This is a genomic window from Streptomyces sp. NPDC042102 (genome assembly GCF_055582305.1).
Genome location: NZ_JBVJDL010000003.1, coordinates 184941 through 200511, shown reverse-complemented (window position 1 = coordinate 200511; position 15571 = coordinate 184941). Strand labels below are relative to the sequence as shown.

Sequence of the window (15571 nt, the reverse complement as noted above, 5' to 3'; positions counted from 1 at the left end):
GCATGGCTGCGGCAGCACATCTCCCGGGCGACGGCGGGCTGGACGACCGGGTCCCGTTCCTCGCCCGGCTCGAACACGAGGACGGCACGGCGTTACGTGAGCTCGGCCGCGAGCTCACGTTCGCACCCCGGGCTCCGCTGATCCACCAGAACGACGCTTCCAGCCACGTCCTGCTGATCCTCACCGGCTGGACCAAGGTCACCGCCTCCGCCGCCAACGGCTACCAGGCCCTGCTGGCCCTGCGCGGGCCCGGCGACATCCTCGGGGAGTCCGCCGCCCTGACCGGACGGCCGCGCTCGGCCACCGTGACCGCGCTGGAGCCCGTACGCGCCGTCGCCGTCGAGCACGAGCGCTTCCGCGACTTCCTGGCCCGCTCACCGCGGGTCTCCCTCACCCTGCTCGGCCTGGCCGCCGACCGTACCCGTGCCGCCGACCAGCGGCGGCTGGAGTTCGCCTCCATGGACGTACGCGCCCGTCTCGCCGTCCTCCTCCTCGACCTGGCCCGCACCCACGGCAGACGCACCGACGAGGGCGTGGAGCTGACGGTTCCGCTGACCAAGGAGGAGCTGGCGGGGGCCGTCGGGGCCTCCCGCGAGATGGTCCAGCGCAAGCTCAAGGAACTGCGCGACCGGGGGGTCGTGATCACCGGGCGCCGGGCGCTGGTGATCGTACGGCCGGACATCCTGCTGCGCATCGCGGGCCGCGCGCAGTGACCCGTCGGTGCGGCGGTGACCCGTCAGTGCACTCGGTCACAGTCCGAGTGCGTCATCGGTCCTTAACCGCGGACCCCTGCCGGGCGCAGGCTGTTCCCGCACCCCACGCGTCCGGCCCGGCCGACGCCCCACACGAAAGGCGATCATGACCGACCCGGTGAGCCGCAATCTGCTCCTGTTCGACATCGAGCGGTTCAGCGACCGCGACGACATCCAGCAGGGCTACTTACGGCGCATGCTCTACGGCGTCGTCGACAGCCTCCTGCGGACGGCCGGCATCGACCAGACCCAGCACCTGCGCGCCGATCGCGGCGACGGCGTCCTGGTGATGATCGACGCCAACGCCCCGCTGCCGGCGCTGCTGCGGGCCCTGCTGCACGACGCCGCGCACGAGCTGCGCGCCGTGAACCGGCTGGCCTCCAGCTCGGCCCAGATCCGCCTGCGCGCGGTGCTGGCCACCGGTTTCGTCGCCGTCGACGAGTTCGACGGCTGGGTCGGATCCGATCTGAACACGGCCTGCCGGCTCCTGGACGGCGGCCCACTGCGAGCGGCGCTGCGCGAGCGCGCGGACGACTTCGCGCTCTGCGTCTCCGACCCGGTCTACGCCGGGATCGTCCGCCACAACCACCCGGGGATCCCGGCCGAGGAGTTCTGCCCGGTCGACATTCCCAGCAAGAACGGCCGGCTGCACGCCTGGCTGTACGGACCACTGCCGACGGGGGCCCCGGCGCCGGAGCCTGAGGGGGACTCCGGCGCCGGGACGACCACGGCGGCCGCCACCGCGACCGGCACCGCCGCGACCGGCACCACCCCGCCCGGACCCGCGCCGGCCGCCGCGCCCGCGCCCGCGCAGAGCGGCGCGACCGTCCACGGCAATGTCACCGGTGGGGTGATCGGTGTGAACCAGGGCTCCATCGGGTCCATCGGCAACATCTCGGGCATCACCCTTCCGGGTGAGAAGCGGTGAGCGGCGAGGACCAGTCCCCGGCCCCGGCGGGCGGCGCCGGGGCCGGGGCCGCGGGTGCCGGCCCCGGGGCGGGAGCCGGACCCGCGGCCGCCGGCGCGGGAGGCGGGGCCGCCGGTGAGCCGGCGCCCCGGCCCGAGGGCGAGCGCGCCGACGCGGAGACCCCGCCCGAGGACGAGCCCGGCCAGGACGCCTGGCTGCTGCGCCAGGACCTGAACAACCACAGCCCCCGCGTCATGCGGATGGCCGGCGGGGTCTCCGGCGGGATACTCGGCGTCAACCAGGGCACCGTCGGCGCCATCCACGTCAGCAACTACCACCTGGGCTCGGGCACCGGCGCCCAGGTGACCGGCGAGATCCCCGAGGAGACCCTGCGGCGGCTGGCCGCCGGCTTCGTCACCGCCGGCACCCCCTTCGACGCGCTGCTGGAACGGTTGCGCAACGAACACGTGCTCGTGCTCACCGGCGTCCCCTCCACGGGCCGCCGCACCGCCGCCCTCACCCTGCTGCACCGGCTCGGCGCCGCCCCCGTCCACGCCCTGGACCGGGGCACGTCCCCCGCCGAACTCGTCGAACAGGTCGGCGCCACCTCCGACGGCAGGCCCGCGGGGGTGCGCGGCCATGTCGTCTGCGACCTGATCACCCGCCGGGACCGTCCGCTGCGCGACGTGGACGTCCTCGCGCTGCGCGCGCGGCTCGGCGAGGACGGCTACCTGGTCGTCACCGTCGGACCGGGCGCCCACCTGGACGACGTACCCACCCACGCGTGGACCCCGCCCGCCGCCCGCGCCGTCCTCGCCGAGCGGCTGCGCGCGCTGGCCGGCGAGGACGCCGCCGGGCGGCTGTCCGCGCTGCCCGCCGTCGCCGATTTCCTGGGCCGCTCCCACCAGCTGCGGGAGGTGGTCGGCTTCGCCGCCCTCCTCGTGCGGCACGAGCTCGGGCAGGCCGGCGCCGAGGATGTCGAGCGGTACTCGCTCGACACCGTCGAACGCCAGGTCCAGCAGTGGTTCGAGGAGGACCAGGCCACCCTGCACCTGCGCGAGAAGGCGTTCCTGATCGCGCTGGCCGCCTTCGACGACGGCCCGTACACCCTGACCGCCGAACTCAGCGACCTGCTGTACGGGTTCCTGCTGCACACCGACCAGCCGGACCGGCCGCCCGCCGTCCCCGTGTTCGGCACGCACATGGGCAAGCGGCTGCAACTGGCCCGCGCCCGCCTCTACGAGGAGGTGGAGGAACATTCCGAGTGGGGCCCGGTCAGCCAGGTCATGGCCGCCTTCGAGGACGAACGCGCCTGGTCGGTCCTGCTGCGCGTGGTGTGGACCGAGCACCCCTCCGCCCGGCCGGCCCTGATCGGCTGGCTCCAGGTGCTCGCCGCCGACGGCCGCCCGCTGGTGCGCACCCGGGCCGCGTCCACCGTGGCCGTCCTCGCGTACACCGACCTGCCGTCCGCGATGGCGCTGGTCATCGAGCCGTGGGCGGTGTCGGAGAACTACCGCCACCGGCTCGTGGCCGTCAGCGCCCTGTGGTTCGCGCACGGCATCGGCGTTGCCAACATCCCGCGGATCATCGACGACTGGTGCCGCCGCGGCGAGAACGCCCGCCGCAGCTGGGTCGCGATCCGCGCGCAGGGACTGATCGGCCCGGAGCGCCCGGTGGAGACCATCGCCGCGCTGCGCGGCGCGGTCCGCGCCCAGGACGAGGCGGACCACCCGCCGAACCCGCTGCTGCTGGCCGAGATCGCCATGGCGTTCGGGCTGCTCCTGCTCTCCGAGGCCGGCGATCTCGTCCTCGCGGAGCTCGCGCGCACCAAGGAGGACGACCCCGCCGTGCACGCCCTGGCCGTCAGCGGCTTCCTGGGTGCCTGCGAACGCACCGAGAAGGACACGGAGTACGGGCGTCCGCTGGTCCTGGACTGGTACGCGCGCGCCGCGGGCGACCGGTCGGAGGCCGCCGCCGGCATCGCCGGGCTCTGGCGCGACGCGCTGGGCGACCGCACGACGACCCCGCACGCCCAGCGGGTGCTGCGCCGCTGGGTGCTCAGCGCCGGCCGGGACGCGGCGGCCGAGTGGGCGCTGGCCGCGCTGCTGCCCCTGCTCGTCGGCACGTCCGAGGAGTACCGGCGGCTGGACTACCTGCTGCGCACCCTCCTGGCCGACGACGGCACCCCGGTGGCCGTCGCGGCCCGGCTGCGGACGGTCCTCCCGCAGCACTGACGACACGACAACCCGCTCCGCCCCTCCCCTCAGTACCACCAAGGAGATCCGTACCATGGCCGACTTCCGTCGCCCACCCGAGTGGGATCAACACGCTCACCGCCACAGCGCGTTGATCGACCCGGTGATCACCGTCCGGCAGCTGGGCCGGTTCGAGGTGGCCCGCAGAGCGCCGACGCGCATCGACTACGCCGCCGTGTACACGACCCCCAAGGGCACCTTCGAGGCGTACCTGCCGCCGGCCCGGCCGAGCTCCACCAAGCGCTACACGGCCGTGTACGAGGTGGACATGGGCATCCACCCGGTCCGCATGGAGATCCGGCTGCCCAGTGACAACGACGCGCTGGAGTTCGAGGCCGTCCTCGAACTCGACTGGCAGGTGGCGGACCCGGCGCAGTTCGTCCGCAGCGGCTGCCGGGACGTGCCGCGGCTGCTGCTGGGCGAGCTGGAGCAGGCGGCCCGGCCCGTGACCCGGGGTTTCGCGATCGCGGAGAGCGCGGCGGCGGAGGCGGGCCTGCTCGACGCGGTACGGGCCCGCGGGGCGCTGGGCGAGGCGGCGGGCCTGAAGGTCGCGTGGACCGTACGGCTGCGCCGCGACCAGGACAACATCGACCACCAGCGGCGCCTCCAGGCCATCGGCCACGCGGCGGACGAGGAGATCCTCACGCAGCAGCGGGGCGCGGACGTGGACGTCTCGGTGGACGCGCGCGGCCGGCAGCAGGACGTGCTGATGGCCGGGCGGGGCATGGAGTACGGCCGCCAGCAGCACGAGCTGGAGCTCCAGCGGCAGCACTGGGAGCAGGAGCAGGCGCTGCTGCGCGGGAAGTACGAGATCGAGCGGCAGCAGATCGAGGCGCAGAAGATCGCGTTCTACCAGTTCCACCTGGAGCAGGGCGGGGTGCACCAGTGGGCGCTGCACCTGGCGTCGCACCCGGAGGACTCGGCGCTGGTCATGAACAGCATGCGCGAGGACCAGCTGCGGCTGATCCAGGCCCAGATGGGCCTGGTCGGCCAGCTGCTGGGCGCGGACGGCGCGGAGAACTTCGAGCTGGAGGGCCCCAAGGCACTGGCCCTCCAGGCGGTGAACGACATCCTGACCCAGCGCCTCCCGGGGGTCACCACCGGCCAGCCCTTCGCGCTGGACCCGTCCCAGCCGCACGCCCCGGACCCGTCGCAGCCGTACGCCCCCGACCCGTCGCAGCCGCACGCCGGCCTGCCGCCTGGCCAGCCCGCCCCCGCCGACCCGGCGCAGCCGTACGGCCCGCCGCCGGCCCCCGGCCAGCCCCAGCCGTACGGCGCCCCGCCGGCCCCCGGCCAGCCGGCGGCCCCGGGCGGCGCCCCGTCCTACGGCCCGCCGCAGGCCACCGACCCGGCCCGGCCCTACGGCGGCCCACCCGCACCCGCCCCCTACGGCGGCCCGCAGGCCGCCGGTCCGGCGCAGCCGTACGCCGCTCACCCCGGCGCCCCCGCGCCGTACGCCACCCCACCGGCGGGTCAGCCGTACGGCGGCCCGGCGGCCGCCCCGCCGCGGCCGGGAACTCCCCCGGCACCGCCGCACGCCGGGCCGCCCGCCACGTTCCCGGCCTGGCAGCCGCCGCCCGGGTACGGGCAGGCGCCCGTACGCCCGGAGGGCGCCGAGCCGCAGGACGACGCGGACCGGGCCGAGGACACCGAGGCCCAGCAGGAGAACCGGTGACCGAGTCCGCCCCCGCGCCCCCGGCCACGGTCGAACCACCGTCGTCGGCCCAGCCGCCGACTCCGGCCCCGGCCCCGGCCCCCGGGACCGACGCCGCCACCCGGCTGCTCACCGACCTCCGCGCCGAGATAGCCCGCGCCGACAGCAAGGCCTCCGTGCTGGTCGGCGCCCTCGGCATGACCGCCGGGGTCGTCGGCGCCCTGCTCGCCGGCCGCGGCTGGCGGCCGGCGGTGCTCTCCACGCCCGGCACCGTCGTGTGGTGGGCCGGGATCACCGCGCTCACGCTCGCCCTGCCCGCCCTCCTGCTCGCCGTCCTGCCCCGCTACCGCGCGGCCGAGTGGCGTCCGGGCAGCCCGCTCTCCTACTTCGGCGACATCCGGTCCGCGGTCCGTCAGGGCCGCCTCGCGGAAGCGCTCGCCGCGACCGACCGCGACCCGGCCGCCTCGCTCATGGCGGCACTCGCGGAGAACAGCCGGATCGCCACCCGCAAGCACCAGTGGATCCGTGCGGGCCTGCTGGCCTTCGTCATCGGCGCGGCCCTGCTGCCCGCCGCCCTGCTCCTGGGCTGACGTCCCCACCAAGAAGGATGACCATGCAACAGCCACCCGAACCCGACCCGCAGCACCCGCAGCCGCCGGCCCGCCAGGCGCCGCCCAAGCCGCCCGAGTACCCGCAGGCCCCGTCCTACCCGGAGCAGCCGGATCCGCAGGCGTACGACGCCGCCCCGCAGCCGCCCGCGTACCCGGCCACCCCGCAGCCGCAGGCACCGCCCGCGTACCCGACGCAGCCCCACACCCAGGCACCGCCCGCGTACCCGACCCAACCCCACACCCAGGCACCGCCCGCGTACCCGACCCAACCCCACACCCAGGCACCGCCCGCTTACCCGACCCAACCCCACACCCAGGCACCGCCCGCGTACCCGACCCAGCCCCACACCCAGGCACCGCCCGCGTACCCGGCCCAACCCCACACCCAGGCACCACCGGCATACCCGACCGCGGCCCAGCCCGCCCACACCCAGGCACCGCCCGCGTACCCGGCGGCGCCCCCGGCGCAGCCGCATCCCTACCCGGCCGCACCACCGGCGTACCCCCAGGCATCGCAGGCCCCGCAGGCCTACCAGGCTCCACAGGCCCCCGTGCAGGCCCCGTACGCCTCACAGCCCCCGCAGGTCCCGCACATCCCGCCCCAGCTCCCGCCCCAGACGGCACCCCCGGCCGCGCCTCCCACCGGCGCCCCGGCGCAGCCGCACCCGCACGCCGCCGCCCCCGCCGACGACATCGACTACCAGCACACCCCCGGGACCCGGGTCCACTACAAGGCCCAGCAGCGCAGCACCGACGCCACCGCCTTCGGGCAGCTCGCCCTGCACATCCCCGGGTTCCTGATGAGCCTGTTCGTCGTGCTGCTCGCCGCCGCCATCCTGGAAGCGATCACCGGCATCCCCGCCTGGCTGCCCGCCCTCCTCTGGATCGCCTCCGGCGCCCTCGTCTTCCACCGGCCCAGCGAGGACTTCTTCGCCCGCCACCTGCTGCGCCTCCAGCGCCCGCTCCCCCAGGAGCTCGCCGCGCTGACGCCGATCTGGCACGAGGTGACCGCCCGCGCCGGCATCGACGGCCGCCGCTACGAGCTGTGGATCGAGGACAGCGAGCACGTCAACGCGTACGCCGCCGCCGGCCACATCGTCGGTGTCACCCGCTTCGCCCTGGACAAGCTCCCCCGGGGCCAGCTCGCCGCCGTCCTCGCCCATGAGCTCGGGCACCACACCGGCGGCCACGCCTGGTCCGGGCTGCTCGGCTGGTGGTACGGGCTGCCCGGCCGGGTCGCCTGGCGGATCATCACGGTCGTGACGGTCTTCGTGATCCGCTTCACCAGCTTCTTCTCCTACCTCGCGGCCGGCGTCCTGATCCTCACCGTCGGCGCGATCACCCTGGCGACCATCACCGCGACGTTCGGCCTGCCCCTGCTCCTGCTGGTCATGCCGTACTTCATGGCCGCCGTCGGCCGCCGCGCCGAGCTCCGCGCCGACGCCAACGCCGCCGGTCTCGGCTTCGCACCGGAGCTCTCCCAGATGCTCTACGACCTGATGGCCGCCGAGCAGGAGGAGAAGCGCCAGCTGATGGCCCAGACGGGCAAGGCCTTCGACGAGCCCGGCACGCTCGCCCGGATGCTCTCCACCCACCCCGACCACCGGACCCGGCTGCACCACCTCCAGCCGTACCTCCAGCCCCGCTGACGGGCCGCGGCACCCGGAAACGCCACAGGGCGGCCACCCCGTGAGGGGTGACCGCCCTGTATGCGTCTCAGCTACTGCCGACCTCAGCCGTTGTACGGGCCGTAGTCGTAGTCCTCCAGCGGGACAGCCTGGCCGGAGCCGGTGCCGAAGGGCGAGTAGTCGATGTCGTCGTAGCCGACGGCCGAGTACATCGCGGCCTTGGCCTCCTCGGTGGGCTCCACCCGGATGTTGCGGTAGCGGGACAGACCCGTACCGGCCGGGATGAGCTTACCGATGATGACGTTCTCCTTGAGGCCGATCAGGGAGTCCGACTTGGCGTTGATCGCCGCGTCGGTCAGGACCCTGGTCGTCTCCTGGAAGGACGCCGCCGACAGCCACGACTCGGTCGCCAGCGAGGCCTTGGTGATACCCATCAGCTGCGGACGGCCGGAGGCGGGGTGACCGCCCTCGGTGACCACACGACGGTTCTCGGACTCGAAGCGCGAACGCTCGACGAGCTCGCCCGGGAGCAGCTCGGCGTCGCCCGACTCGATGATCGTCACGCGGCGCAGCATCTGCCGGATGATGATCTCGATGTGCTTGTCGTGGATCGACACGCCCTGCGAGTTGTAGACCTTCTGGACTTCGCCGACCAGGTGGACCTGGACCGCGCGCTGGCCGAGGATGCGCAGCACGTCGTGCGGGTTGGTGGCACCCGCGGTGAGCTTCTGGCCCACCTCGACGTGGTCACCCTCGCCGACCTCGAGGCGCGCACGCTTCGAGATCGGGAACGCGGTCTCGTCCGAACCGTCATCGGGGGTGATGACGATCTTCTTGGTCTTCTCGGTCTCCTCGATCCGCACGCGGCCGGCGGCCTCGGAGATCGGGGCGACACCCTTCGGGGTACGGGCCTCGAAGAGCTCGACGACACGGGGCAGACCCTGGGTGATGTCGTCACCGGCCACACCACCGGTGTGGAAGGTACGCATCGTCAGCTGGGTACCGGGCTCACCGATGGACTGGGCGGCGATGATGCCGACCGCCTCACCGATGTCGACCAGCTTGCCGGTGGCGAGCGAGCGTCCGTAGCAGAAGGCACAGGTGCCGACCGCGGACTCACAGGTCAGGACCGAGCGGGTCTTGACCTCCTCGACGCCGTTGGCGACCAGCGCGTCGATCAGGACGTCACCGAGGTCCACGTTGGCCGGCGCGATGACCTTGCCGTCGATGACGACGTCCTCGGCCAGCATGCGGGCGTACACGGAGGTCTCGACGTCGTCGGCCTTGCGCAGGACGCCGTCCTCGCCGCGGACGGCGATCTTCAGCTTCAGGCCGCGCTCGGTGCCGCAGTCCTCCTCGCGGATGATCACGTCCTGCGAGACGTCCACCAGACGACGGGTCAGGTAACCCGAGTCGGCGGTACGCAGGGCGGTGTCCGCCAGACCCTTACGGGCACCGTGCGTGGAGATGAAGTACTCCAGAACGGTGAGGCCCTCACGGAAGGACGCCTTGATCGGACGCGGGATGGTCTCGTTCTTCGCGTTCGACACCAGACCACGCATACCGGCGATCTGTCGCATCTGCATCATGTTTCCTCGGGCACCCGAGTCAACCATCATGAAGATGGGGTTCGTCTTGGGGAAGTTCGCGTTCATCGCCTCGGCAACCTCGTTGGTCGCCTTGGTCCAGATCGCGATGAGCTCCTGCGTGCGCTCGTCCTTGGTGATCAGACCGCGCTCGTACTGCTTCTGGACCTTCTCGTCCTGCGCCTCGTAGCCCGCGACGATGGCCTTCTTGGCCTCGGGCACGACGACGTCGGAGATGGCCACGGTGACACCGGAACGGGTCGCCCAGTGGAAGCCGGCCGCCTTCAGGTTGTCGAGCGTCGCCGCCACGATGACCTTGGGGTAGCGCTCCGCCAGGTCGTTGACGATCTCGGAGAGCTGCTTCTTGCCCACCGAGTAGTCGACGAACGGGTAGTCCTCGGGAAGCAGCTCGTTGAAGAGCGCACGGCCCAGCGTGGTCTTCAGACGGAAGCTGTCGCCCGGCTGGAACTCCTGCTCACCCTCCTCGGCGACCGGGGCGACCCAGCCGCGCGGCGGAATGGTGCCCACGGGGAAGCGGATGTCGACCGACGACTGGAGCGCGAGCTCGCCGGCGTCGAACGCCATGATCGCCTCGGCGGTGGAGCCGAAGAACCGGCCCTCGCCCTTGGTGTCGCGCAGCTCACCGTCGGTGGTCAGGAAGAACAGACCGAGGACCATGTCCTGGGTCGGCATCGTGACCGGACGGCCGTCGGCCGGCTTGAGGATGTTGTTCGAGGACAGCATCAGGATGCGGGCCTCGGCCTGCGCCTCCGCGGAGAGCGGCAGGTGGACGGCCATCTGGTCACCGTCGAAGTCCGCGTTGAACGCGGTGCAGACGAGCGGGTGGATCTGGATGGCCTTGCCCTCGACCAGCTGCGGCTCGAAGGCCTGGATGCCGAGGCGGTGCAGCGTGGGCGCACGGTTCAGCAGCACCGGGTGCTCGGCGATGACCTCTTCGAGGACGTCGTACACGACGGTGCGGCCGCGCTCGACCATGCGCTTGGCCGACTTGATGTTCTGCGCGTGGTTCAGGTCGACCAGGCGCTTCATCACGAACGGCTTGAAGAGCTCCAGCGCCATGGCCTTGGGCAGACCGCACTGGTGCAGCTTCAGCTGCGGACCGACGACGATCACGGAACGCGCGGAGTAGTCCACACGCTTACCGAGAAGGTTCTGACGGAATCGACCCTGCTTGCCCTTCAGCATGTCGCTGAGGGACTTCAGCGGACGGTTGCCGGGGCCCGTCACCGGGCGACCACGACGGCCGTTGTCGAAGAGGGCGTCGACCGCCTCCTGGAGCATGCGCTTCTCGTTGTTCACGATGATCTCGGGGGCACCGAGGTCGAGAAGGCGCTTCAGGCGGTTGTTGCGGTTGATCACACGGCGGTACAGGTCGTTCAGGTCGGAGGTCGCGAAGCGGCCACCGTCCAGCTGCACCATCGGACGCAGGTCCGGCGGGATGACCGGCACGCAGTCGAGCACCATGCCCTTGGGGCTGTTGCTGGTCTGCAGGAACGCGGAGACGACCTTGAGGCGCTTGAGCGCACGGGTCTTCTTCTGGCCCTTGCCGGTACGGATGATCTCGCGGAGGCGCTCGGCCTCCTCCTCGAGGTCGAAGGACTCCAGGCGCTTCTGCAGCGCCGCGGCACCCATCGAGCCGTCGAAGTACGTGCCGAAGCGGTCGCGCAGCTCGCGGTAGAGCAGCTCGTCGCCCTCGAGGTCCTGGACCTTGAGGTTCTTGAAGCGGTTCCACACCTCGTCGAGACGGTCGATCTCGCGCTGGGCGCGGTCGCGCAGCTGCTTCATCTCGCGCTCGGCGCCCTCGCGCACCTTGCGGCGCACGTCGGCCTTGGCACCCTCGGCCTCGAGCTCGGCCAGGTCGCTCTCGAGCTTCTTGGCACGGCCCTCGAGGTCGGCGTCGCGGCGGTTCTCGATCTGCTGGCGCTCGACGGAGACGTGGGCCTCCAGCGACGGCAGGTCGCGCTGGCGGCGCTCGTCGTCGACGAACGTGATCATGTACGCGGCGAAGTAGATGACCTTCTCGAGGTCCTTCGGCGCGAGGTCCAGCAGGTAGCCCAGGCGCGACGGGACGCCCTTGAAGTACCAGATGTGGGTGACGGGAGCGGCGAGCTCGATGTGGCCCATCCGCTCACGGCGCACCTTGGCGCGCGTGACCTCGACGCCACAGCGCTCACAGATGATGCCCTTGAAGCGGACACGCTTGTACTTGCCGCAGTAGCACTCCCAGTCCCGGGTCGGACCGAAGATCTTCTCGCAGAAGAGTCCGTCCTTTTCGGGCTTCAGGGTGCGGTAGTTGATGGTCTCCGGCTTCTTGACCTCGCCGTGCGACCAGGTTCGGATGTCGTCCGCGGTGGCAAGGCCGATCCGCAGCTCGTCGAAGAAGTTGACGTCGAGCACTGTGCGTCAATCCCTCTTTCGGGGTCGAGTCTCAATCATGGTCTGAACGGTCCCGGGGCGGCCGGGGGATCTCCGCGATCCCCCGGCCAGGCCCGTCAGACCTCTTCGACGCTGCTCGGCTCGCGCCGGGACAGGTCGATACCGAGCTCCTCCGCCGCGCGGAAGACGTCCTCGTCGGTGTCGCGCATCTCGATGGACATGCCGTCCGAGGACAGCACCTCCACGTTGAGGCAGAGCGACTGCATTTCCTTGATGAGCACCTTGAAGGACTCGGGAATGCCCGGCTCGGGGATGTTCTCGCCCTTGACGATGGCCTCGTAGACCTTCACGCGGCCGGTCACGTCGTCGGACTTGATCGTCAGGAGTTCCTGGAGGGCGTACGCGGCGCCGTACGCCTCGAGCGCCCACACCTCCATCTCACCGAAGCGCTGACCACCGAACTGCGCCTTACCACCCAGCGGCTGCTGCGTGATCATCGAGTACGGACCGGTCGAACGGGCGTGGAGCTTGTCGTCGACCAGGTGGTGCAGCTTGAGGATGTACATGTACCCGACCGAGATCGGGTCCGGGAACGGCTCGCCGGAGCGGCCGTCGAACAGGCGCGCCTTACCGGTCGGGAGCACCATGCGCTCGCCGTCGCGGTTCGGGATCGTGTGCTGGAGCAGACCGGCCAGCTCGTCCTCGCGGGCACCGTCGAACACCGGGGTGGCGACGTTCGTACCGGGCTCGACCTTGTCGGCGCCGATCGCCTGGAGGCGCTGCGCCCACTCGTCCGCGAGGCCGGAGACGTCCCAGCCGCGGCTGGCGAGCCAGCCGAGGTGGATCTCCAGGACCTGTCCCGGGTTCATTCGGGACGGGACACCCAGCGGGTTGAGGATGATGTCGACCGGGGTTCCGTCCTCGAGGAACGGCATGTCCTCGATCGGAAGGATCTTGGAGATGACACCCTTGTTGCCGTGGCGGCCGGCGAGCTTGTCACCGTCGGTGATCTTGCGCTTCTGGGCGACGTAGACGCGGACCAGCTGGTTCACGCCCGGAGGAAGCTCGTCGCCCTCCTCGCGGTCGAAGACGCGGACGCCGATGACCTTGCCGATCTCACCGTGGGGGACCTTGAGCGAGGTGTCACGCACCTCGCGGGCCTTCTCACCGAAGATCGCGCGGAGCAGGCGCTCCTCCGGGGTCAGCTCGGTCTCACCCTTCGGGGTGACCTTGCCGACCAGGATGTCGCCGGCGACGACGTCCGCACCGATGCGGATGATGCCGCGCTCGTCGAGGTCGGCGAGGACCTCCTCGGAGACGTTCGGGATGTCCCGGGTGATCTCCTCGGGGCCGAGCTTGGTGTCACGGGCGTCGACCTCGTGCTCCTCGATGTGGATCGAGGAGAGGACGTCGTCCTGCACGAGGCGCTGCGACAGGATGATCGCGTCCTCGTAGTTGTGGCCCTCCCACGGCATGAACGCCACGAGCAGGTTCTTGCCGAGGGCCATCTCGCCCTCTTCGGTCGCCGGGCCGTCGGCGAGGACCTGCGACTCGACGATGCGGTCGCCCTCGTTGACGATCACCTTCTGGTTGACCGAGGTGCCCTGGTTGGAGCGGGAGAACTTGGCGACGCGGTACGTGGTGTACGTGCCGTCGTCGTTGGCGACGGTGATGTAGTCGGCCGAGACCTCCTGGACGACACCGTCCTTCTCCGCCTTGATCGAGTCACCGGCGTCGACCGCGCAGCGGTACTCCATGCCGGTGCCGACGAGCGGGGCCTCCGCCTTGATGAGCGGAACGGCCTGGCGCATCATGTTCGCGCCCATGAGGGCACGGTTGGCGTCGTCGTGCTCGAGGAAGGGGATCATCGCGGTCGCGACGGACACCATCTGGCGCGGGGAGACGTCCATGTAGTCGACGTCGTCGCCGGCGATGTAGTCGATCTCGCCGCCACGGCGGCGGACCAGCACGCGGTTCTCGGTGAAGCGCAGGTCCTCGGACAGGCCGGCGTTGGCCTGGGCGATGACGAAGCGGTCTTCCTCGTCCGCGGTCAGGTAGTCGACCTCGTCGGTGACCTGGCCGTCGACGACCTTGCGGTACGGCGTCTCGACGAAGCCGAACGCGTTGACGCGGCCGTAGGAGGCGAGCGAGCCGATCAGACCGATGTTCGGGCCTTCAGGGGTCTCGATCGGGCACATGCGGCCGTAGTGCGACGGGTGCACGTCACGGACCTCGAAGCCGGCCCGCTCACGGGACAGACCGCCGGGGCCCAGCGCCGACAGGCGGCGCTTGTGGGTCAGGCCCGACAGCGGGTTGTTCTGGTCCATGAACTGCGACAGCTGGCTGGTGCCGAAGAACTCCTTGATGGAGGCGACGACCGGCCGGATGTTGATCAGGGTCTGCGGCGTGATCGCCTCGACGTCCTGCGTGGTCATGCGCTCGCGCACGACGCGCTCCATACGAGCCAGACCCGTGCGGACCTGGTTCTGGATGAGCTCGCCGACGTTGCGCAGACGACGGTTGCCGAAGTGGTCGATGTCGTCGGTCTCGACGACGATCTGGTTGCCGTTCTCGCCGATCGTCTCGGTCTCGCCCGCGTGCAGCTTGACCAGGTACTTGATCGTCGCGATGACGTCGTCGGTGGTGAGCACACCGGCGTCGAGCGGCTCGTCGGCGCCGAGCTTCTTGTTCACCTTGTAGCGGCCGACCTTCGCGAGGTCGTAGCGCTTCGGGTTGAAGTAGAGGTTCTCGAGCAGCGTCTGCGCGGCCTCACGGGTCGGCGGCTCGCCCGGACGCAGCTTGCGGTAGATGTCGAGCAGCGCGTCGTCCTGGCCCTGGGTGTGGTCCTTCTCCAGGGTGGCGCGCATGGACTCGTACTCGCCGAACTCCTCGAGGATCTGCTCGGTGGTCCAGCCGAGAGCCTTCAGGAGGACGGTGACGGACTGCTTGCGCTTGCGGTCGATACGGACGCCGACCATGTCGCGCTTGTCGACCTCCATCTCCAGCCAGGCACCCCGGGACGGGATGATCTTGGCGGAGAAGATGTCCTTGTCGGACGTCTTGTCGATGGAGGAGTCGAAGTAGACACCGGGGGAGCGCACCAGCTGCGACACGACGACACGCTCGGTGCCGTTGATCACGAAGGTGCCCTTGTTGGTCATGAGCGGGAAGTCGCCCATGAAGACCGTCTGAGACTTGATCTCACCGGTCTCGTTGTTCGTGAACTCGGCCGTGACGAAGAGCGGCGCCGCGAACGTGAAGTCGCGCTCCTTGCACTCGTCGACGGAGTTCTTCGCCGGCTCGAACCGGTGGTCGCGGAAGGTCAGCGACATCGACCCGGAGAAGTCCTCGATCGGCGAGATCTCCTCGAAGATCTCTTCCAGACCGGACTTGGTGGGGACGTCCTGTCCGCTCTCGAGCGCCGACTCGACGCGAGACTTCCAGGCGGCATTGCCGAGCAGCCAGTCAAAGCTCTCGGTCTGCAGCGCCAGGAGGTTCGGAACCTCGAGGGGCTCCTTGATCTTTGCAAAGGAGATGCGCAGCGGGGCGGTGCTGGCGCCGTTGTTCGTATTGGTCGAGGCGTTGCGCGAGGCGGCCAAGAGGGGGTCCTTCCGAGGGCTCGGACTCACTACGCGCGTACCGGTCCCAGCCATTCACAGAGACAGACGGTCCCGATCTGGCTTAAAAGGCCAGGTCAGAGACGTTCGGTCCAATGTGCTTCAGCGTGGGCATGCCCCTGGCGACGGGCAGGGGGCAGCTAACAGGCAGCGCAAAGGGTCAG

8 protein-coding genes are annotated in these 15571 nt (G+C 71.0%); 6 read left to right on the top strand and 2 right to left on the bottom strand.

Annotated features, from left to right (window positions below):
- Positions 1–2 precede the first annotated feature (2 nt).
- From ACZ6KO_RS14180 to ACZ6KO_RS14155, 6 genes are all read left to right on the top strand, one after another.
- Entirely contained in the window at positions 3–713 is a 711-nt protein-coding gene (locus ACZ6KO_RS14180; protein WP_469304275.1) for a Crp/Fnr family transcriptional regulator, read from the top strand.
- A 145-nt stretch (positions 714–858) separates the two neighbouring features.
- The gene (locus tag ACZ6KO_RS14175; protein ID WP_469304274.1) at positions 859–1680 is read left to right on the top strand and encodes a hypothetical protein; all 822 of its coding nucleotides are present in this window, start codon (positions 859–861) and stop codon (positions 1678–1680) included.
- Positions 1677–3893: a hypothetical protein gene (locus ACZ6KO_RS14170; RefSeq protein ID WP_469304273.1), complete on the top strand. Its 2217-nt coding sequence runs from the start codon at positions 1677–1679 to the stop codon at positions 3891–3893. Before ACZ6KO_RS14175 ends, ACZ6KO_RS14170 begins: the two co-directional genes overlap by 4 nt.
- Positions 3894–3948: 55 nt before the next feature.
- Entirely contained in the window at positions 3949–5589 is a 1641-nt protein-coding gene (locus ACZ6KO_RS14165; RefSeq protein ID WP_469304272.1) for a hypothetical protein, read from the top strand.
- Complete coding sequence (locus tag ACZ6KO_RS14160) at positions 5586–6158, top strand: Pycsar system effector family protein (protein ID WP_469304271.1); 573 nt, start codon at positions 5586–5588, stop codon at positions 6156–6158. Before ACZ6KO_RS14165 ends, ACZ6KO_RS14160 begins: the two co-directional genes overlap by 4 nt.
- A gap of 23 nt (positions 6159–6181) precedes the next feature.
- Positions 6182–7828 carry a M48 family metalloprotease gene (locus tag ACZ6KO_RS14155; RefSeq protein ID WP_469304270.1) on the top strand — a complete coding sequence of 549 codons (1647 nt, stop codon included), beginning with the start codon at positions 6182–6184 and terminating at the stop codon, positions 7826–7828.
- 83 nt (positions 7829–7911) lie between these two features.
- Here the strand turns inward: ACZ6KO_RS14155 and ACZ6KO_RS14150 are convergent, their stop codons facing one another.
- Positions 7912–11811, bottom strand: a complete 3900-nt coding sequence (locus ACZ6KO_RS14150) for a DNA-directed RNA polymerase subunit beta' (RefSeq protein WP_469304269.1) — start codon at positions 11809–11811, stop codon at positions 7912–7914.
- A gap of 95 nt (positions 11812–11906) precedes the next feature.
- Positions 11907–15389 (bottom strand): DNA-directed RNA polymerase subunit beta, encoded by a 3483-nt coding sequence (gene rpoB, locus ACZ6KO_RS14145; protein WP_469304268.1) that lies wholly within the window; start codon positions 15387–15389, stop codon positions 11907–11909.
- Between the last annotated feature and the right edge of the window lie 182 nt (positions 15390–15571).